Source organism: Sivoneniella epilithica UHCC 1019 (assembly GCF_040830845.1).
Lineage (GTDB): Bacteria > Cyanobacteriota > Cyanobacteriia > Leptolyngbyales > Leptolyngbyaceae > ULC077BIN1.
This window is the reverse complement of record NZ_JBFPDP010000039.1, coordinates 34093-53261: the sequence shown is the minus strand read 5'-3', so window position 1 is coordinate 53261 and position 19169 is coordinate 34093. Positions and strand designations below refer to the sequence as shown.

Annotated in this window: 16 protein-coding genes and 3 pseudogenes; 6 read left to right on the top strand and 13 right to left on the bottom strand. The window is 48.5% G+C overall.

Annotated elements, in window-relative coordinates:
- Nucleotides 1-78: 78 nt before the first annotated feature.
- Complete coding sequence (locus tag AB3R30_RS20010) at nucleotides 79-2331, top strand: beta strand repeat-containing protein (RefSeq protein WP_458650984.1); 2253 nt, start codon at nucleotides 79-81, stop codon at nucleotides 2329-2331.
- 125 nt (nucleotides 2332-2456) lie between these two features.
- Here the strand turns inward: AB3R30_RS20010 and AB3R30_RS20005 are convergent, their stop codons facing one another.
- From AB3R30_RS20005 to AB3R30_RS19995, 3 genes are read right to left on the bottom strand one after another with little or no spacing between them, the layout of a single operon-like run.
- The gene (locus tag AB3R30_RS20005; RefSeq protein WP_458650983.1) at nucleotides 2457-2654 is read right to left on the bottom strand and encodes a type II toxin-antitoxin system HicA family toxin; all 198 of its coding nucleotides are present in this window, start codon (nucleotides 2652-2654) and stop codon (nucleotides 2457-2459) included.
- Nucleotides 2655-2897: a DUF1902 domain-containing protein gene (locus AB3R30_RS20000; protein WP_458650982.1), complete on the bottom strand. Its 243-nt coding sequence runs from the start codon at nucleotides 2895-2897 to the stop codon at nucleotides 2655-2657.
- Nucleotides 2898-2930: 33 nt separating this feature from the next.
- Entirely contained in the window at nucleotides 2931-3086 is a 156-nt protein-coding gene (locus AB3R30_RS19995; protein WP_458650981.1) for a hypothetical protein, read from the bottom strand.
- Between AB3R30_RS19995 and AB3R30_RS19990 the strand changes: the two genes are divergently transcribed.
- Entirely contained in the window at nucleotides 3085-5292 is a 2208-nt protein-coding gene (locus AB3R30_RS19990; protein WP_458650980.1) for a phosphoketolase family protein, read from the top strand. The two genes, AB3R30_RS19995 and AB3R30_RS19990, sit on opposite strands and share 2 nt — an antisense overlap.
- Nucleotides 5293-5565: 273 nt before the next feature.
- Nucleotides 5566-9612, top strand: a complete 4047-nt coding sequence (locus tag AB3R30_RS19985; RefSeq protein WP_458650979.1) for an adenylate/guanylate cyclase domain-containing protein — start codon at nucleotides 5566-5568, stop codon at nucleotides 9610-9612.
- A gap of 145 nt (nucleotides 9613-9757) precedes the next feature.
- Here AB3R30_RS19985 and AB3R30_RS19980 read toward each other — a convergent pair whose 3' ends face one another.
- The 9 genes and pseudogenes from AB3R30_RS19980 to AB3R30_RS19940 form a co-directional block, all read right to left on the bottom strand.
- The gene (locus AB3R30_RS19980) at nucleotides 9758-10600 is read right to left on the bottom strand and encodes a M48 family metallopeptidase (RefSeq protein WP_458650978.1); all 843 of its coding nucleotides are present in this window, start codon (nucleotides 10598-10600) and stop codon (nucleotides 9758-9760) included.
- 270 nt (nucleotides 10601-10870) lie between these two features.
- The gene (rpsU, locus tag AB3R30_RS19975; RefSeq protein ID WP_171573204.1) at nucleotides 10871-11050 is read right to left on the bottom strand and encodes a 30S ribosomal protein S21; all 180 of its coding nucleotides are present in this window, start codon (nucleotides 11048-11050) and stop codon (nucleotides 10871-10873) included.
- Nucleotides 11051-11284: 234 nt separating this feature from the next.
- Nucleotides 11285-11539 carry a TIGR03643 family protein gene (locus AB3R30_RS19970; protein WP_458650977.1) on the bottom strand — a complete coding sequence of 85 codons (255 nt, stop codon included), beginning with the start codon at nucleotides 11537-11539 and terminating at the stop codon, nucleotides 11285-11287.
- A gap of 5 nt (nucleotides 11540-11544) precedes the next feature.
- Nucleotides 11545-13203 carry a mucoidy inhibitor MuiA family protein gene (locus tag AB3R30_RS19965; protein WP_458650976.1) on the bottom strand — a complete coding sequence of 553 codons (1659 nt, stop codon included), beginning with the start codon at nucleotides 13201-13203 and terminating at the stop codon, nucleotides 11545-11547.
- A 110-nt stretch (nucleotides 13204-13313) separates the two neighbouring features.
- On the bottom strand, nucleotides 13314-13832 hold the full coding sequence (locus AB3R30_RS19960) for a hypothetical protein (RefSeq protein WP_458650975.1): 519 nt from the start codon (nucleotides 13830-13832) through the stop codon (nucleotides 13314-13316).
- A 92-nt stretch (nucleotides 13833-13924) separates the two neighbouring features.
- Entirely contained in the window at nucleotides 13925-14404 is a 480-nt protein-coding gene (locus tag AB3R30_RS19955; RefSeq protein WP_458650974.1) for a hypothetical protein, read from the bottom strand.
- A 99-nt stretch (nucleotides 14405-14503) separates the two neighbouring features.
- Nucleotides 14504-15151, bottom strand: a complete 648-nt coding sequence (locus tag AB3R30_RS19950; RefSeq protein ID WP_458650973.1) for a pentapeptide repeat-containing protein — start codon at nucleotides 15149-15151, stop codon at nucleotides 14504-14506.
- Between the two features lie 27 nt (nucleotides 15152-15178).
- Nucleotides 15179-15265 (bottom strand): annotated as a pseudogene (locus AB3R30_RS19945) (pentapeptide repeat-containing protein); the annotation flags it as partial.
- Between the two features lie 167 nt (nucleotides 15266-15432).
- A pseudogene (locus AB3R30_RS19940) lies at nucleotides 15433-15888 on the bottom strand (IS1 family transposase); the annotation flags it as partial.
- A 322-nt stretch (nucleotides 15889-16210) separates the two neighbouring features.
- Between AB3R30_RS19940 and AB3R30_RS19935 the strand changes: the two are divergent.
- A complete protein-coding gene (locus AB3R30_RS19935) occupies nucleotides 16211-17878 on the top strand; it encodes an ABC transporter substrate-binding protein (RefSeq protein WP_458650972.1) in 1668 nt (555 codons plus the stop codon).
- A 12-nt stretch (nucleotides 17879-17890) separates the two neighbouring features.
- Here the strand turns inward: AB3R30_RS19935 and AB3R30_RS19930 are convergent.
- Nucleotides 17891-18025, bottom strand: a pseudogene (locus tag AB3R30_RS19930) (IS630 family transposase); the annotation flags it as partial.
- A 71-nt stretch (nucleotides 18026-18096) separates the two neighbouring features.
- Here AB3R30_RS19930 and AB3R30_RS19925 point away from each other — a divergent pair.
- Together AB3R30_RS19925 and AB3R30_RS19920 are read left to right on the top strand one after the other, a co-directional pair.
- A complete protein-coding gene (locus tag AB3R30_RS19925; protein WP_458650971.1) occupies nucleotides 18097-18450 on the top strand; it encodes a transposase family protein in 354 nt (117 codons plus the stop codon).
- The gene (locus AB3R30_RS19920; protein WP_458650970.1) at nucleotides 18447-19124 is read left to right on the top strand and encodes an ISAs1 family transposase; all 678 of its coding nucleotides are present in this window, start codon (nucleotides 18447-18449) and stop codon (nucleotides 19122-19124) included. The genes AB3R30_RS19925 and AB3R30_RS19920 overlap by 4 nt, the downstream gene beginning before the upstream one ends.
- Nucleotides 19125-19169 lie beyond the last annotated feature (45 nt).

Sequence of the window (19169 nt, the reverse complement as noted above, 5' to 3'; positions counted from 1 at the left end):
TGGCAATTTACGACTCAAGATGCCCGCATCAAACTCAAGCGTCTCTATCCATCAATTCTTTCTTGACAGACTACTAGTTTGAAATTAACCAAAAGTAGCCGCATCGCCAATACAGTTAACTCGGATGCGATTGGACAAGGCGGCAACATTCATATCGCTGCTGCCGATATTCGAGTGGGCAACGGTTCAGGGATCGGAGCTATTACGAATGGCAATGGCAACGGGGGAAATGTGTGGGTGACTGCTAAATCCATTGTCCTAGATGGCGATACACTCAATGATCAAGTTGCAAGGATTGGTACTCAAGTTGGATCTAGGGGTAGCGGACGTGCTGGAGATGTCACCATAGAAACTGACTCTCTCACAATGACCAATGGTGCACAGATATCTGCCAATGTGTTTGGTAATGGCAATGGGGGGAATGTGCGGGTGACTGCCGACACCATTGCCCTCAATGGTAGTGGTATTGGTAGTGTCCTTGGTTTGACAAGCAGCGGACGCGGTGGGGATATAACCATCCAGACGGAGTCCCTCACCATGACGAATGGTGCAAAGATCCTAGCCAGCACCTTTGGCAATGGCAACGGAGGAAATGTGCAGGTGACTGCCGACTCCATTACTCTGGATGGCATTACACCTGATGGTCAAGCTCCCACTGGGATTGCTAGCCAAGTTGCACCTACAGGTATTGGACGAGGAGGAGATATCACCATTGAGAGTGGTTCACTCACTATAACCAATGGTGCAGTGGTCAATTCCAGTACGTTTGGCAAGGGTAATGCGGGAAATGCAAGAGTCACAGCCAATTCTATTGCCCTGGATGGTTATGGTAATACATTCAATCGTCAAACTCCTAGTGGAATTTTTAGTCAAGTTGAAAGCACAGGCAGCGGACAAGGTGGGGATACAACCATTCAAACGGAGTCTCTCACCCTGACCAATGGTGCAGAGATCTCTACCAGCACATTAGGCAACGGCGATGGAGGGAATATGTGGGTGACTGCCAACTCCATTACCCTGGATGGCATTACCCCCAATGGTCAAGTTCGCAGCGGGCTTTTTAGTCAAGTTGTATCTACAGGCAATGGACAAGGTGGAGATATCACCATTAAGACTGATTCACTGGCTATAACCAATGGTGCAGCGGTTGATTCCAGCACGTTTGGCAAGGGTAATGCGGGAAGTGTAAGAGTCCTAGCCAATTCCATTGGTCTGGATGGCTATGGCAGTACATTCAATGGTCAACTTCGTAGTGGGATTCTTAATAGAGTGGAAATCACAGGCACTGGAAGTGGTGGCGATATCACCATTGATACTGGCTCCCTCACCGTAACAGATAGGGCAGTGGTCTCTGCCAGTACCTTTGGCAATGGCAATGGGGGAAATCTGCGGGTAACCGCCACCACTATTGCCATTGATGACGGCGGAATTGTTAGTCAAGTTACACCTGTCGGCAGCGGACGAGGTGGGGATATCTCTGTGGAGACTGACTCCCTCAATGTGACCAATGGAGCAGCAGTCAGTTCTAGCGCTTTTGGTAACGGCAGTGCTGGCAATCTCGATATCACTGCCCGAAATATTCAGTTAGATCGCGGCTTTATTACCGCTACATCAGTTTCCGGCAATGGAGCTAACATCAATCTAAATGTGGGCGATCTTTTGCTCCTGCGACGCGACAGCCAAATTTCAACCACGGCAGGAAGTGAGCAGTTTGGTGGCAATGGCGGCAATATCACCATCAATGCTCCCAAAGGCTTCATTGTTGGAGTCAAGTCTGAGAACAGCGACATTACTGCCAATGCGTTTACGGGCAGTGGCGGTCGGGTCAACATTACCGCCCAGGGAATTTATGGATTGCAGTTTCGTCAAAAGCTGACAGAGTTTAGCGATATTACTGCCAGTTCTACCTTTGGCGTGAGCGGAGTCGTGGCGATTAATACCTTGGGCATTGATCCCAGTCGGGGATTGCAGCAATTGCCAGGGGGCTTAGCCGATCCATCCAATCGGATTGATCAGAAATGTGCAGCGGGGAGTGGGTTTCGGCGGAGTTCATTTACGGTGACGGGGCGGGGTGGGTTGCCAGAGAATCCGCTGGAGCCATTACAGAGTGGTGAAGGCGTTGCTTCTTGGGTCGAAGTGAAAGCAGAGGGCAACGGGCAAAGAGCAGAAGGATACAGGGCAGGTGGAGAAGCGAGGGAAGGGAAAAATCCAATTGTCGAGGCAACTGGTTGGGTTGTTGACAAAGATGGGAGTGTTTTTCTGGTAGCAAAAGGTTCAATGACGGGACAAGGCTCTTGGCAGAGGTTGCCGACCTGTTTGCCTGATCAGTGAGGTGTGGCGATCTCACTTCTAGTGCGCTCACAGTGCAGGGCACAATTTCGTGGCAGTTTTGAGGCAGGTGAAAGGGTAGGGTGGAAAGAGGTGCGATCTTATGCAGTGAGAGGGAACCTACTTTCTCAAAAAGCTTTAGGCAGCCCTGCTTGCTTCAAAACAGCATTAGCAGTATGCCGCGATTTAATGGAACCATCCACAACAAATCGTTGCTCTGTGATGGGGCTGTACCAAATCTCATGGTCTCCTTTACCCTGTCGTTCAAAGTAGCAATCTGCCTCCAGCAACAGGTTTTTTAGCTGCGGAGTAAACGACCCACTCATCTAGAAAGCGACCTCGATCAACTCTTGGCGGTGACTCGTCAACTGGAACGAAATTGCCCCCATGCTAGGAGTTACAACCCGATTGAGCCGAATGAGTTCCGGAATTATCCCCCGAAGTTTCTGCATTAAAGCCTCAATCGTCTCAGCTTCGGTTGCCAGTCCTGGGACATCTTCACTCGTTGCCACCCAAACGGCAGCTTTTGCATCCCAGAATGCTTCTACCTTGTAGGTAATTTGTGCCATCGCCAAGTTCCTGGTTAATGAATGCTGACAGTCCTAGTCTAAGCTAGACGGGGTGAGAGTAAGAGAGTCGTCGATGGGTAGCCTGCAAAGGTCGGTATCAAGCCCGTCAATTTTTTGTGCAGATCGCTGTGTAGGATAAAGTATTGAGCGATCGCGCCCTTTCATCATTGCACCAGGTATCTCAAGCATGACGGCAGTTACTCCGAACCCCAAATCCGCTCCAGCCTTTTGTGAGGGAATTCAATATTTTGCTGAGTCCTATCCTGAATTCGATCGCTACGGGATTATGCCAGCGATTTTAGACGGCAAAACTGCCATTACTGCTCCAAATGATCCCTGTGCCGTCTATCAAACATTGCTTTATGCGGATGCGTTGCGCTACCTGACGCTACAAGTGACTGCCAGCAAAGCATCGGGGCACCCCGGCGGGTTTGCCAGCCAAGCAGAAGCTTACGCTGCCTTGGTCATGTTGGGACATAAGAACTTCGTCACAGAAGTCGGACATCACGCGCCTGGTTTCTACAGCGCCATGTTTTTAGATCGCTCACTGGAAGATATGGGGATTGAAACCGTGCAGCAATTGCGCGATCGCTACCGGGAGCGCCACGGATTACTCGGTCACCTATCCGGGCAAATTCCGGGTTTATTGGCTCCAGCAGGACCGCTCGGTCAGGGGCAGCACTTTGCAATGGCAGGTGCATTACTCCATCCCGATAAGCTGTTTCCGTTTACGGTGGGCGATGGCGGTTTGGGTGAACCCTACATTGTCAGTTCCATGGCACACTTCCATACTGCTTTTCCCCATGCCACCAATTTTTTGCCCGTGCTGGTGTGGAATGGTTTTTCCCAAGAGCATCACAGCATGGTGTCCACGCTATCGAGCGATCGCATGATGGACTATTGGGGCGGTAATGGATTTGAGCAAGTGGTGCTAGTGGATGCCAAAGAGTTTGACGATCAAAACCAATCGGGCGACTTTGTAGACAGCACCATCTTTTCCTTTAAACAGCGATTGGCGTTTACTCAAGCGGTATTGGAAGGCATGGCAAAAGCGGCAGAGTCCGCGCTAAACGGCACCCTGACAGTTTTCATTATTAAACAATTGAAAGGAGCCGGAGTTCATGCGCGGGGTGCCAAATCTCATAACCTTTATGCTCACCACACGTTAGAGAATCCTGACATTGTGAGTGCGTTAAAAACTCGTGCCCTGACCGCCGAAGCATGGGATTTGGTGCGAACCAACTGCGCTAGAGCCGGAGGCGGATCGGCTAGTAAAACCGTCGTAACCGAATTTGTGCGATCGCTGCCTGATCTCGGAACCCTTCCCCTAGAAGAATTTGCAGTGGGCGGCGACCCCAAAGTTTCCACAACTGCTATGGGCAAACTGGTAGGCTACGTGGGGCAAACCGATCCGAGCTACCTAGTGACCAACGCCGACGGCAACGAGGCTTCTGGCATTGCCAATATCAATCAGGCGCTCAAAATCATTCACCCCACGGCAGATCCGCTCTATAACCAAAACCCCATTGGACAAGTGTATGAACCACTGAGCGAAGACGCTTGTGCGGGTTTAGCAGCAGGCTTAGCTCTAATGGGTGCCCGCACGCTCTGGTGTTCCTACGAATCCTTTGCAATCAACGGCTTACCTATTTGGCAAACGGTGATCCAGGCAATGGCAGAACTGCGCCGCCCTACGCCATCCACGATTACCCTCTTTACCGCAGGAGCACTGGAGCAAGGGCGCAACGGCTGGACCCATCAACGTCCCGAAATCGAAGCTTACTTTGCTGCCATGATGCGAAATGGTAACGTGTTTCCCGTGTTTCCGCCCGATGCCAACAGCGTTCAGGTTTGCTATGACTGGAGTTTAACCACGCAGAATAAAGGGATTGTGATCACCGCGAGTAAATCCCCCTTGCCCATTCGCACCACGTTTGAGCAAACGCGACAAGCGCTGAAAGACGGCGCGATCGCCCTACACGACAGCCAAGGTAGCAAAACCATCGTGTTTGCCGTGATTGGCGACATGATTCTGAATCCCGTGTTTGAAGCGGCTAAACAGCTAGAGGCACAGGGCTTGGGTGTGCGGATTGTGGCGATCGTCAGTCCGCGTCGCCTCTATCGTCCTTCCGATGTGGCATGGGAACTGTGTTCTGAGCCAGATGATAGCTTTTTGGATGATGCCGGATTCGATCGCCTATTTGGTGGGGATGTCCTCATTGGCGTGATCGGCGGGGCAAGCGCCATGCTAGAACCCGTCCTGCTCCGTAGCACCGCCCCCCGCGATACCTTTGCCTGGAAACGCGGCGAAACCACCGCCAGCGCAGGCGAATTGATGGCACTCAACGGCATCACTCCAGACGCGCTAACCAAACGGGCAATTGAATTAATTTAAGTAGATGACGGGTGTCAGGTAGCGGGTGTCAGATGTTAGGATTCGGGTGAATCAGGTGTCGGGTGTTAGGTGTTAGAGGTACGGAGTTAGGAGTGCGGGGTTAGAAGTTCTGTTAGCACAGCGTTGACCTGAGAAACTTGAGTCAACCCTTTTGACTCTTCCCTCGTCCCTCTTGCCTCTTTCCTAACACCTCAACTATAGGGAACCTTCGCAATGGTCTTAAATAAGCTGCCTGCGTGGTCCCCTTTTTCGGCGAATCCTCCATCGAATGCTGTGAAAAAGGTTCCGCTCGGTTTAGTCATGGTTGTGCCCTTGTTAATTCAAGTGGTGGGAGCCGTCGTTGCAGTCGGCTTGCTGTCTTACCAAAATGGACAGAAAGCAGTGAAAGAAGTGGCGACCCAAGTTCGGAATGAATCTGGTAACCGAATCCATCAGCATCTAGATGATTATTTAGCAACTCCGTTCCAACTGAACCGCACCAATGCCGATGCGATCGAGTTAGGGGTGTTGAAACTGGGAAATTTTGAAACCGCCGGAAAGTATTTTTGGCGGCAGATGAACATATTTAATGTGGGCTATATCAGCTATGCCAATCCCAAGGGCGATTTTATTGGCGTGGAGCGGCTGGATAGCGGCGAACTGCTGATTAACGAGAAATCAGCGCAAACGAAGAATCAGCAATATACCTTTACCACGACACCCCAGGGCGATCGCGCCAAAATGATTAAAATCACTCCCAACTATAATCCTTTGACCGAAGGCTGGTATGTAGACGGCGTGAAAATCGGCAAACCCGCATGGAGTTCCATCTATAACTGGGACGATAAACCAGAGGTGATGTCTATTAGCGCCAACTATCCCCTATACGACAAAAACGATAAGTTGCTTGGGGTCATAGGCGTAGACCAAATTTTGACCCAAATTAGTGACTTTTTGGCAAGCATTCAAGTCAGCAAAACTGGAGAGACTTTTATTCTAGAACGCTCTGGAAAACTGGTTGCTGCTTCATCAAACACTGAAAAACCATTTCGTATCGTCAACGGTAAGGCAGTTCGCCTCAGTGCCACAGATAGCGCCGATCCGCTGATTCGCGACAGCACCTATTTTTTAATCAACACCTTTGGCAGCCTAAAACAAATCAACCAAACTAAAAAACTGGAATTTTATCGGCAAGATCAGCGCCAATTTTTACTCGTCATGCCCTGGAAAGACGACTATGGCTTGGATTTGTTGATTGTGGTCGTGGTGCCCGAAGCCGACTTTATGGGACAGATTAATGCGAATACGCGCAATACCTTGTTAGGGTGCGCGATCGCCCTCGCCCTCGCAACCCTATTTGGCATTCCCACCTCTCGCTGGATTGCCCACCAAATTTTGCAACTCAGCCGCGCCTCAGAAGCCCTCGCCAATGGGCAACTTCACCAAAATGTGCAGGCAAAAGGAATTACTGAACTCGAAACCTTGGCAACCTCGTTTAATCGCATGGCGCAACAGTTGCAGGAATCATTTGCCATCCTGGAACAGACCAACACAAGTTTAGAGCAACGAGTGCAAGAGCGTACTGCTTCCTTGACAAACGCAGAAGCCGAACTCAGAGCCTTGTTTGCCGCCATGACTGATTTAGTCGTTGTCTATGACCAAGATGGGCAGTTTCTGAAAATTGTATCCACCCATCCGACGCAACTCATTAGCCCCGTATCGGAGCAAATCGGCAAGACTGCCCACGATTTGATGCCAGATGCCCAAGCCGATAAAGTGATCCAAGGAATTCGGCAAGCCTTACAGAGCGGACAAGTAGTGAATGTGGAATACAGTGTGATTGTGGATAATCAAGCAGTGTGGTTCTCTGCGAATGTGTCGCCATTGTCTCAAGAGACGGTCATTTGGGTGGCGAGAGATATCAGCGAACAGAAATACAGAGAAGCAGAACGGCTGCAAGCAGAAGAAACACTCCGCCAGAGCGATCGCCAACTGCGTAAACAAAACCGCGTCTTACTCGAACTGGCAAAAAGCACGGTGCTAAACGAGGGCAATCTGGATGCTGCCCTACAACAAATTACCGAAGCGGCTACCCACACTTTAGGCATAGAACGTGCCAGCGTTTGGCGGTTTAATGATACCTATACCACGCTAAAATGCCTGGACTTATATCAGAGATCGCCCAACCAACACACTTTCGGCCCCCAACTTACAGCGGCTGATTTTCCCATCTACTTCAGCGCTTTAGAAGAAGAAGTCACGCTCACAGCCGATGACGTTCACACTGATCCTCGGACTCAAGAGTTTATTAGCACTTATTTCATCACAACCGGAGTCACGTCTCTGTTAGATACGCCCATCCGCTCTGGCGGTCAAACCATTGGAGTCATTTGCTTAGAACAGGTTGGCAAAGCCCATCACTGGACAGTAGAAGAACAAAGTTTTGCCCGTTCGATCGCCGATTTGATTGCACTAGGAGTTGCTGCCCAATCCCGTCGCCGCACCGAAGAAGCGCTTAATATTTCCCAAGAAAAGTTTGCCAAAGCCTTTCGTGCTTCTCCCGATTTCATCACCATCAGTTCCCTCAAAACTGGACACTTTATCGATGTGAACGAAAGTTTTTTAGAAATGTCTGGCTACACTCATGAAGAAGTATTGGGTCAAACTGTGTTTGATCTAGGGGCTTGGGCAAACCCCGACGATCGCACCCAGCTTCACCGCCTCATTGCCGAGCAAGCCGAGATCAAAGATTTAGAAATTCAACTTCGCAAAAAAAATGGCGACGTGATGACGGCTCTACTGTCTGCTGAAATTATTGAGCTAGAAGGCGAACCTTGTCTCCTTGCCGTGACCAAAGATATTACGGATCGCAAACGAGCAGAAGCCGCGATCGCTGAAAGCCAGAAAAAATATCGCGACCTGGTAGAATCCGCCAACACCATCATTTTACGCTGGAATACAGATGGATATATCACCTTCTTAAATCGCTATGGGCAAGAATTCTTTGGCTATACCGAACCGGAAATTTTAGGACAAAACATTATTGGCTCCCTCGTTCCGGCTCAAGCAGACTCTTGGGAAAACCTCAAACTTTGGATTGACGAACTGTGCCAAACCCCCGAACATTACCAAGATGCGGAATCTGAAAACTCTCGCAGCACGGGAGAAAAAGTTTGGGTCAAGTGGTCAATCAAAGCCATTTTGGATGATCACGGCGAAATTAATGAAATTTTGTCGATTGGGTTTGATATTAGCGATCGCAAGCGTGCCGAAGCCGCCCTCCAAGAAAAAGAACAATACCTCCGCTTGATTTTAGATAACATTCCCCAGCAGGTTTTTTGGAAAGATACCAATCTTGTCTTTTTAGGCTGTAATCAAAACTGGGCAGAAGCCGCCCAACTAGGCGACCCGAATGAAATCGTGGGCAAAACCGATTTTGACCTATTGCCCGATCCGGCGATCGCCGAGCAGTTTCGCACCCAAGATCGCCATATTATTGAAACCGATACGCCCAAACTTCACTTTATTGCCCCCAAAGTTAGAGCCGTGGACGGCAAAAAATCCTGGCTTGACATTAGCAAAATTCCGATTCACGATCCCTACCAAAACGTGATCGGCATTTTGGGCGTAATCGAAGATATTACGCTCCGTAAGCAAGCCGAAGAAGCCTTAGCAAGCGAACAAGAACGCTCTGAAAAACTGTTGCTGAATGTGTTGCCTCAAGCGATCGCCGATCAACTCAAGCAAAGTTTAGATCTCCTACAAGAACAAAATAGTAAAGCTTTGATTGCCGAAAGCTACGAAGAAGTAACGGTTCTGTTCGCAGATATTGTCAGCTTTACCAATTTGTCTGCTAACATTTCCGCTGCCGATTTAGTGGGATTGTTGAATCGGATTTTTTTAGTGTTTGATGATCTGTGCGAAAAACATGGCATTGAAAAAATCAAAACAATTGGGGATGCTTATTTGGCAGTGGGAGGTTTACCCAATCCGCGTACCGATCATGCTGAAGCGATCGCCAATATGGCATTAGACATTCAGCACGAAATTACCCAGTTTCGCACCTACGAAGGACAGGCGATCGCGGTTCGTATCGGCATTAATACAGGCTCCGTCATTGCGGGAGTCATTGGCAAAAAGAAATTCACCTATGACCTCTGGGGCGACACTGTTAATATTGCAAACCGCATGGAATCTCATGGTATTCCCGGCAGAATTCAAGTCACCGAAGCCACCTATCACCGCTTGAAAGACCAGTATCAATTTGAGCGACGGGGCACGATTGATGTAAAAGGCAAAGGTGAAATGGCGACCTATTGGTTGCTCCGAAAAAACAGTTAGTGGTGGGTAGCGCGGGGAATAAAAGCTTCTATCATGATTTTCATGGGTAGGGGTAGCGCCTTGTGCCTACCCTTGCTGGGATCAGGGCAACCACAAGGGATTGCCCCTACAAATTTTATATCTAGATTCAGCAACGCCGCAATTCTTAGCTCAGCGATCGCAAACGATTACGATAAGTGACGCTATCTAGCCCATCTCCATCACTGCTTGCTGGGTTAATCGCTTGCTGCAATCGATCAATGCGTTCAGATGTTGCAGGGTGGGTACTGAGAAACGTGGGTACTGAGCGTGACTGAAGAAGTTTGGACATAAAGTTAACCATGGCAGATTGGGCATACCCAGTTTTAGCTAAGGTCTGCAAGCCCATCGTATCCGCTGAATACTCATCTTGACGGCTATTGGGTCGGCGAAATGCTAGCTCAACTCCAATATTGACCGCTGTATTCCGGTCTAAGCCTGCTGCTCCAACTAGCCCACTGGCAACCGCCATCTTCCTCATTTGAGCCACGGAATGCCGTCCCGCAATGTGACCAATCTCATGTGCCAGCACACTCGCGAGTTCTGCCTCATTGCTTGCTAGGGTCAGTAGCCCCCGATTGATATAGACGAACCCGCCCATTGTGGCAAAGGCGTTAACCCCGCGATCGTCTACAACCTGAAAGCGGTAAGGAATATTAGGACGGGTACTAGATGCCGCCAGCCGTTGTCCAATTTGATCGACATACTGGTTGACTTGGGAGTTTTGCAGAATGCGAACTTGTCCTCGCGTTAACTGCTGATTAATTTGCTGCCCAATTTCAACCTCTTGACGATCAGATAAGCTAGACAGTTGAATCACCTGAATACCGCGCAAAATTAAATCGCCCCAAGAAATAGCTTGCGCTACCATCGGTTGTCCCACCGTTAGCATCAGCGAGATCGCGATCGAAATACCAAGGTATCCCCAGCGTCGTAACTGCCGAGAAAGCTGAGCATAATACCTGAGCATAGGTTGAACTCGATAAGGGATAAGTTAGCAATTGCATCAATATTTCCCAAAATGACTGGAAATTGATCTGCCAAAAATAGATACTGCCACTATTTTTTTGGTGACGTACCGACTCATTGAGAAGTTCCCCTCAACCGTGAAGCAATCTACAAATCAAATAAAAATTAACATAATCAAAGACAGTTGCAAAATGCGACAAACTTTTTGTCAATCGAATGGCAACTGTCTCAAACAAATATTTTGTAGGGGTGCTACAAGGAAAATCAATAGCTAGTTATAACGTCTTTTACGTCGAGCCATGATTGCCTTGCGTTTCTGTTTTTCAATGGGGGTTTCAAAATGCCGATGGGATCTCAAATCTGCCAAAATTCCTGCCTTAGAAACCTGGCGTTTAAATCTCCGCAGGGCAGAATCAATTCCTTCATTTTCGCCAAGAACTACTTGGGTCATTCGCGACAAACTCTCCAATTATATGAACGTCACTATGCTAATTTACCATCTCAATAAAATAGCTATTCAGCAATTTTGCAACATGCTCCAAGCTCTGTCAATTAGGCGTTTATTTCGATCGCCCCAGTTCAGCACTCTCTCAGAAAATGTAAAGGGTCAGAGAAAGCTGTAAGTTCGCCAGATCTCCAGCGGAGACGCTACACAAACGTCTTTTGTCCCTTGCCCTTTACTCTGTTAACTATTTTGATTGGCTGATTTAAATCGACCTGCCAAAAATCCTCGCTCTTTCAAGTGCTTGGTTTTGCGACCTGTGACTCGTTTACGCCACATTTTAAAGCTGGAAGGTTTCATCTCACGCCGCATCAAAGCAATCACTTGCTTTTCCTGTAAACCAAACTGAAGCGCGATCGCCTCAAAGGTAGTGCGGTCTTCCCATGCCATTTCCAGTACGCGATCGATGGTTTCAGAACCCAACTCGGGCAATTCCATGGGCGTTATCTATCCAATCCGACTACAGTAGCAACTTCACGAGGATGTTCTACGGTGAACTGGTAAGTGACTTCTTGAGTAGCTTTGGGTTTCAGCAGTAGCACCCATTCTAACTTTCCCAATTCACCCAGTTCGATTGGGGGACTGCTGCGGGTTAAGCGAACTTTGATGCGTTCATTGCGGCTAACAGGCAGTTGTTCGGTGAGTTGTAAAATTGAATCTTGGTCGCGCAAGTTAGTCACCCCCACGCGATAGGCGTAAGTGATCAGGCGTTTGTCTTGCATAAAGCGTTTGTCTACTTTGCGTTCAATTAACTCCCGTTCTAGCTTCAGTCCTTCATCAATACCGAGGTTCAGCTTGAATTCCTGACCGGGCGATACATTGTTGAGCGGCGTGGTGCCAACAAACATATCATCACGAAAGATGTTCGCCTGACCGGGAAGCAAGGTTACCCCCTGTTCAGGATTGGTGACTACGGCTTGCAGGTAGGCAAAACTGACCAGCTTGGGAATGGCGATGTACTCCATTTGGCAGGGATACTGATCGCTAAAAATGGTGATTTTGTGGGGAGAGCGATCGCCCGGAATGTTGTTATTTCCATCAATCTGAAAAGTGACAATACCGCCATCGCTGCTCGTTGTGGCTGCTACTACGGTTGCTGCATAGCTTGAAGGAGCGGCAACCGTAGTAGCAGCATCCTCAAGGTAGTCGGAGCCGCCAAAATCGCCATACAATTCTTCAAGGTCATCCAATTCTGCACCAGCACTCTTCGCTCTTGCTCGTTGCATCATGGGTGCAGCAGCAGGCATCGGCGGCAGGGAAATATCCACATACCACGGATCGAGTTTGGGTGGCAGAGTGCCCAAACCAGGTTTGGCGGTGGATAGAATTAGGGCGACTTCTGACCAATCTTCGCCTGTGTTTTGAGTCACTTCTGCCAGGTAATCCAGTTGCAGCAGTTTAGTTTGGGTATTCACGCGCAAGTCATAAAGCGGTTGCCAACTGGCGCGATCGACGGTGTAGGAAACTTCTAAATCAAACTCACCTGCAACCGTGGGTAAAATGTTGACAACAACGCTGTAGCTTTCTTTCGGGCGAGGCGTTTTGATCTGCTGAAGCTGCTGTTGTAGGGCTTTCAACTGCTTATCGAGTTCTCGTAGGGCTTGATTTTGCTGAGCGATCGCCCCTGCCAAATCGCGATGCTGCTGCCCCACAAACTCCAGCAGTTCAGCAGTTTGGGCTAAGTTGACTCGCTGCTCTGCCAAGCCACGAGAAAAGCGATCGACAGATTTTTCACTTAAGCTTTGAATAAAATTACGGCGTAATTCTAGCGCTGCCAACCCATCTTGCAGAGTGCGGCGCTGGTCTTCTAACTGTTGGATTTGGGCAGTTAGTTGAGCCACGCGATCGCCAATCGGCTCAGTGGCATAAGTACGTTCAGTTTTTACACCCAATAGTCGCACTGCAACCGTTCCCGTTCCTTTCACCCTCACCGATTCAGGTTTCAAGGTGATCGGCAGGTTGGTGAGCGTTAGCGATCGCTCTTGCCCAGTAAGCGAAACAATACCGCGTCTAGTGACCCATGCTTGATCGGTGTACACTGTGACGATTGCGATCGCGGTATCTACAGTTTGGTTTGCGGGTGATGACTGTCCACTATCCATTTCGGTGCCTTCCCAATAGTCAACGCTAGCTAATACTAGGGTGAGGGCTATTAGGATAGTCGCACATCGCGTAAACTTATTTAATTCTTATTCCTGAGCGTCTTACTGCATTACCGCGCTCCGCGATCGCGCTCCAAGTCATAAATCACTTTTTCAGCGTACCAATTCGGACTTTCTCCTGGATGTCTCAGGCTGGCTTGGGTGAAGAGCCGCTGGGCAGCCGCTTGATCCTCGTGCAGCAACAGCAGCAGTTGGCGTTGCAGCGAACGACTCGCCCGGTTGAGACTGACACCCTGGAAAGGCTGAAGCGATGGATTGGCAGCGGAACGGTGGGCAGATGGCGAACGTTGGCGATCTGCGGTCGCCTTCACTCCCAAGCAAAGCGCCACACCGCCACCCATCGCGATCGCAAACATCGCACCCGGATTCACATCAGATGGTTCTGCATTTATTCCTGTATTGGCCGAAGGGGCATCCAGCTGCATCGTTCGTGATTCAAACGAGGTTGGTACTGCAACCGAAGCCGCAAGAATGCTACCCGCGATTCCCATAGGGATCGTTGCACGAATCGCGCTTACGGAGAGAGACACTTTTGCGACTGGCTTAGAAAATACATCAAGACGAAACATGATTGATTGCCAAACTCAATGAATAGAGGTTCAACTTCTTAATTGTGATCGGTTACCATGACAATTTTGTGACAAAGAAGCTACTTCAGGCGTTAAATGCCCAACAGTTTGGTAATCAGCGGTAGTAGCTTGCTGCAAGCATCGGCAAGTTTGGCAGTGTCGGGCAAAAACGAAATGGCTCCTTTCAAAAAAGTGATTGCCTGAGTACCCAAACCCTTTTTCTCTGGCTGGTCAGGATTCTGGGCAACTTCCGCCAACAACTTCACCTGCTCTAATGCCGACTCTTTGCCTTTGGTGGGCAAGTCAGTATCGGTTTCGATCGCCTGCTGAAGTTGGGTCAACAGTTCTTTCAAGTTTGGCTGATCCGGGAAAGCTAGTCGTCGATCGGGTAATTGACTAATGGCATTAGTCACAGAGCCGCTGATGCTGCCTAAATTGATAGTTGAGCCACTCACATCGCCGCCAATATTCACAATTTGGCTGCTGTCATTGCTGTTGTTCATGGTTTTTGCCTCCGCGATCGCCTGTACATTAATCGGTTGCTTTGCCTTTAACTTAATCACTTCCCACATATTGCCATTTTGCTCACGATAGATGGCAATTTCACTCTCTTTTGCTTGTAATGTTGACCGATAGTAAGCTTCTAGTCTTTTAAGTTTTAGCTCATAACTCTAAATAATCTTGCTGTAGATTTTTTCCTTATTTGTATCAGGAGGTACGCTGACACGAATCACTACCACCCCATCCCCTTTGTTTTGGATGCTTTGAATTTCTAACGGTATATCTTCGTTTTCCACCTGCACTTGCTTAAATGCTGACACAAACGCTTTCCAATCAATACCATTGCGAAAAATCAAATCCACCGTGCTGAGGACTTCCTGAAACAGCTTGGTGAATTCTCCCGGAGCAAAATAGCCACTGCTGGGACGGCGTTCTTGCTGATTTCGCAACAGATAAACATACTGGCAATCGACATTATCAAGTTTAGTATTGTGGTCAACATTCCAGGCTTCGAGGCAAGCTCCAGTGAGAGTTGCTCCGGTGAAATCAGTGTCGAGTACTAGCGATTCGAGTAGATTGGCATTCTTTAAGTTGGCATGGCGCAAGTCAGCGCAAGTCAGGTCTGCCCAGATCATATTTGCTTGCTCTAAGTTGACACCATTTAGGTTTGCAGTGCGGAGGTTAGCATCAATATAAGATTTCTTGTAACCGTTGCGGGTGACTAGTAACTCACGCACGGAAGGGTTTGTCAGTATGGAATTACCGAGTCGGGCGCGATCTAGTTTTTGGGCATCTTTCCAGCACACATGCTCTAGCAAAGTTTGTTGTTCGCTGTAATTAAAATTTGTGCTTTTAAGAGTCGCTCCAGTGAAGTTAGCATTTATGAGATTAGAACCACAGAATTTTGTGCCAGCACTAGCAGCAAAGTTTATTCCAGGGCACTGCTGAATGCAGACATGATTTTCATTGGTAGGGGTAGCGCCTTGTGCCTACCCTTGCTGGGATAAGGGCAACCACAAGGGCTTGCCCCTACGAATTTCATATCTAGATTCAGCAACGCCCTACGAATTTCGGCGTTGCTGAATCTAGATATGAATCGTTAGGGAACTGGAACATCGCCGAATTTGAGGTAGTGAAGTAGCAAGCGAATTGAATGCTTCAGCAGTGTCACGGATTTAGAATAACAGAGAGTTTTCCGATGCAGTCGCGCTAAATAATTGCGTAACCGGGTGTTCTCCCCTTCCACTCTGGTCATGTAGGTCTTGCTGACAATCTGATCGCCATCGGGAATAAAGCAGGGATAGACTGACCAGCCGTCAGTGACGTAGAAATAGCACTGCCATGTTCTGACGGTCGCCCATAATGGAGTAAAAGTCTTGGCGCGTCTCCTAATACCCAGCCTAAGATCCCCTGCTTGAAGAGGTCAACCGCTGTCCACAGCCAGAACTTGTTTTTTTGAGCGGACAAAGGTTTCTAGCTCGTCGAGTTCTCCTATCTCTGGAGTCGTTTCTGGGTCGTAAGCATCTGGTAACCGTTCTCCCACTTGCTTCACCCATCGACACCGATGTGATTTTGCTTACCTCGCATCTTACTGTTCTTACGGATATGACTAGAATCACACTTCAGGACATTGCATTAGGTTTAGCCTCAATTCATGGCTCCATTATGCAACGCCGTTTTTACAATCAGAGTGCTAATGTCAGTAACAGTTTGCATACTAGCTTTCACAGGGAGCAGAGTACTAATTCTTACAGATGTAGCATAGTCGAAGATAGAAAATGCGCTGGATTACCCAGGAGAAATTGGGTCGGTAAAGAGAGCTAATAGCGATCGCTATCAAGTTGTGAGTGTTCTCAAACGGTTAGTGTAATTGTGCGATGCTTAACTGCAAGGTTTTTCTTTGGTGGGTCAACGGTTTGATGCTGCGTCAATTTGGGCGATCGCCCCTTAAATTCCTTAAATTTCTGCTTTTATTCTGCCTCTGCTGCGGGTTGGCGCTTGGCTGTAATCGCTCGACTTCTGCACCTAGTGCTGCGAATCAAACGGGGCGAATTGTGCTAGGCACCACTGCCTCAGTCAGCACGATTGATCCAGCGGATGCTTACGGAATTTTTGCGGGAAACTTGCTATATAACTTGGGCGATCGCCTCTATGGCTACAAACTTGGCACCACTGAACTAGAACCTCAACTGGCGATCGCATTGCCCACGATTAGCAGCGATGGATTAACTTACACCATTCCGCTAAGAACCGGAGTTGTGTTTCACGACGGCAGCCCGTTTAACGCGGAGGCGATGGCATTTTCGCTCAATCGCTTTATTCAAAACAGCGGATCTCCTGCATTTCTGCTGTCGGATTTGGTCAAATCTGTCAAAGCCACGGCAACGAATGAGCTAACGATTCAACTCACTAAACCTTTTGCGGCGTTTCCGGCACTGCTGGCGTTTTCCGGCGTGTGTGCCGTTTCGCCCAAAGCCTATGAAATTAAGAAAGGCTCTTTTCAATCGGAAACGTTTGTCGGCACGGGTGCTTACAAACTGGTCAGGTATGGCACGGATCAAATGCGGCTAGATGCCTTTGAGCAATATTGGGGCAAAAAACCGCAAAACACAGGTATCGACATTCAGTTTTTCTCCAGTCCTGCTAACTTGTTTAATGCCTTTCGGACGGGGTCGGTGGATGTAGCCTACCAAAATCTGGCGGTCGGTCAAATTCGCACCTTGCAAACTGGAGCCGCGACCCACGGCTGGCAGGTAGTGGAAAAGTCGGGTAGCGGGATTAATTACCTGACGTTGAACCTGCGATCGCCGCCGTTGGATAAGCTGGAAGTGCGGCAGGCGATCGCCGCCATCATGGATCGTCCCCTGGTGGAAGATCGGGTGTTTCAAGGACAAATTGAGCCGCTCTATAGTTTGATTCCGACGACATTGGAAGTGCAAAAGCCAGTGTTTGAGGCATTTGGCGATCGCAATGTTGCTAAAGCCACGGAACTATTAACCCAAGCTGGATACTCCAAGACGAACCCGCTGAAGCTGGAGTTTTGGTATCGCTCGAACCTGGTGAATGACCAACTGGCGGTGACGACGCTGAGGGCGATCGCTCACAAAAAGCTGGGTGATCTAATGCAAATTGACCTGAAAAGCGTGGAATCTACCACCGCCTACAAAAACTTGGATAAAGGCGCATACCCAATCTTTTTGCTAGATTGGTCGCCCGACTTTCTCGATCCTGACAACTACATTCAGCCGTTTATGGAATGCACTAAAGGGTCGGCTAACACAGGCTGCGAAGATGGATCGAGCTTTTTGCAAGGCTCGTTTTATTACAGCGATCGCGTCAACCAACTGATCAACCAAAGCCGCCGAGAACAAAATCCTGCGAACCGCAAACAGCAATTTGCAGACTTGCAAAACCAGTTAGCTCAAGACGTGCCGTTCATTCCCCTATGGCAAAACAAAGACTACCTGTTTGCCCAAAAAACGATCCGAGGAGCCACCCTGGAAGCCACCCAAAAAGTCCCCTTCTCCACCCTGCGGAAGTCTTAAGCTAATGTGCATTTAAGTTGCAATATGCATATTTCCCTTATTCTTTATCTTACGATTCCATCTAATGATTAACTCGCCTTGATTTAGTAGTCTTTCTAGCAATTCTTTCAATTCATCTACTAACTTAAATAGTCGATGAGCAATATGCAGGGCTATTTCATTCTAGATAAGGGCTTGGTAGAGTAATGTAAGCCAACCCTTGAAACAGTTCTACCACAATGTCAACTCTTGCAATTGTTGAAGCATTTGCAGGCTTACCTGACCCGCGTCGCACAGCAGCACAACGCCACGAGCAGGCTCTGTGCCTTGCCTTATTTACCTTGGCAGTCGCTGCCGGAAATCGCGGGTTTTTGGCAATCGGCGATTGGTTGAAAGCATACCAGCATGAGTTGATTGCCCTATTTTGCCCATCCAAAGGTTGGTTACCGTCCTACAGCACGATTCGACGGGTCTTGTTGAACTTGGACTACCATAACTATTCCTGCCTTGCTCATTTTTTTGACATTGCGCCGTTGCCTGGAGAAACGATTGCCACCGATGGCAAGGTCTGTGCGGGTCTTATGAAGCAATGAGTCATGACCCAGCAGTAAATTCCCATCCGGCAATTATGCTCGTCAGTGCCTACATTGTTGAACGAGGATTGATTCTTGAACCCTATGAGGTGGAGTCAAAAACCAACGAAATCACAGCATTACCTGTGTTTATTCAATTGTCGAGAGCCAAAATGATTACTTGGGCGCACTTAAAGGAAATCAATCAGGTTTACTCGATGTGGTGCAAGTCCACTTTCAAGCCCAACAAACGGTACAGCAAATCAACAAAGGGCACGGTCGGATTGAGAAACGCACCATTAGCCAGTCATAACCTCGACCAGATTCCAGAATCTTCGGGCTTACAAACCCTGATTCAAGTTCAGTTTGAACGGCAGGTGCACCGAGCCAGGATCATTGAAGTGTCTATCGAAACCCGCTACTACATTGCTTCTTTCATCGAACCAGCGCAAGCGTTTGCTGACCGGATTCGAGCATATTGGGGCGTTGAACACAAGGTGCATTATGTTCGAGATGTCACTCAAGGAGAAGATGCTTCTCGCATTCGGACTCCGCCCTTAGTACAAAACTGGGCTTTGGCTCGTCATCTCGCACTCAACCTTTTTCGGCACAATGGCTTTGATAACATGGTTCAAGCCCAAAGACTTGCAGCATTCGGTCTCAGCACACTTCTAACCCTATTTAGAATGAAATAGCCCTGGTATCCAAGTGATATTGAACTAATCTCTTGCATCTGCAAA

Coding starts and splice junctions, on each gene's coding strand:
- AB3R30_RS20005 (WP_458650983.1), bottom strand. CDS start 2,654: ATGAGTGGGTCGTTTACTCCGCAGCTAAAAAACCTGTTGCTGGAGGCA.
- AB3R30_RS20000 (WP_458650982.1), bottom strand. CDS start 2,897: ATGGCACAAATTACCTACAAGGTAGAAGCATTCTGGGATGCAAAAGCT.
- AB3R30_RS19990 (WP_458650980.1), top strand. CDS start 3,085: ATGACGGCAGTTACTCCGAACCCCAAATCCGCTCCAGCCTTTTGTGAG.
- AB3R30_RS19995 (WP_458650981.1), bottom strand. CDS start 3,086: ATGCTTGAGATACCTGGTGCAATGATGAAAGGGCGCGATCGCTCAATA.
- AB3R30_RS19980 (WP_458650978.1), bottom strand. CDS start 10,600: ATGCTCAGGTATTATGCTCAGCTTTCTCGGCAGTTACGACGCTGGGGA.
- rpsU (WP_171573204.1), bottom strand. CDS start 11,050: ATGACCCAAGTAGTTCTTGGCGAAAATGAAGGAATTGATTCTGCCCTG.
- AB3R30_RS19970 (WP_458650977.1), bottom strand. CDS start 11,539: ATGGAATTGCCCGAGTTGGGTTCTGAAACCATCGATCGCGTACTGGAA.
- AB3R30_RS19965 (WP_458650976.1), bottom strand. CDS start 13,203: ATGGATAGTGGACAGTCATCACCCGCAAACCAAACTGTAGATACCGCG.
- AB3R30_RS19960 (WP_458650975.1), bottom strand. CDS start 13,832: ATGTTTCGTCTTGATGTATTTTCTAAGCCAGTCGCAAAAGTGTCTCTC.
- AB3R30_RS19955 (WP_458650974.1), bottom strand. CDS start 14,404: ATGTGGGAAGTGATTAAGTTAAAGGCAAAGCAACCGATTAATGTACAG.
- AB3R30_RS19935 (WP_458650972.1), top strand. CDS start 16,211: ATGCTTAACTGCAAGGTTTTTCTTTGGTGGGTCAACGGTTTGATGCTG.
- AB3R30_RS19925 (WP_458650971.1), top strand. CDS start 18,097: ATGTCAACTCTTGCAATTGTTGAAGCATTTGCAGGCTTACCTGACCCG.
- AB3R30_RS19920 (WP_458650970.1), top strand. CDS start 18,447: ATGAGTCATGACCCAGCAGTAAATTCCCATCCGGCAATTATGCTCGTC.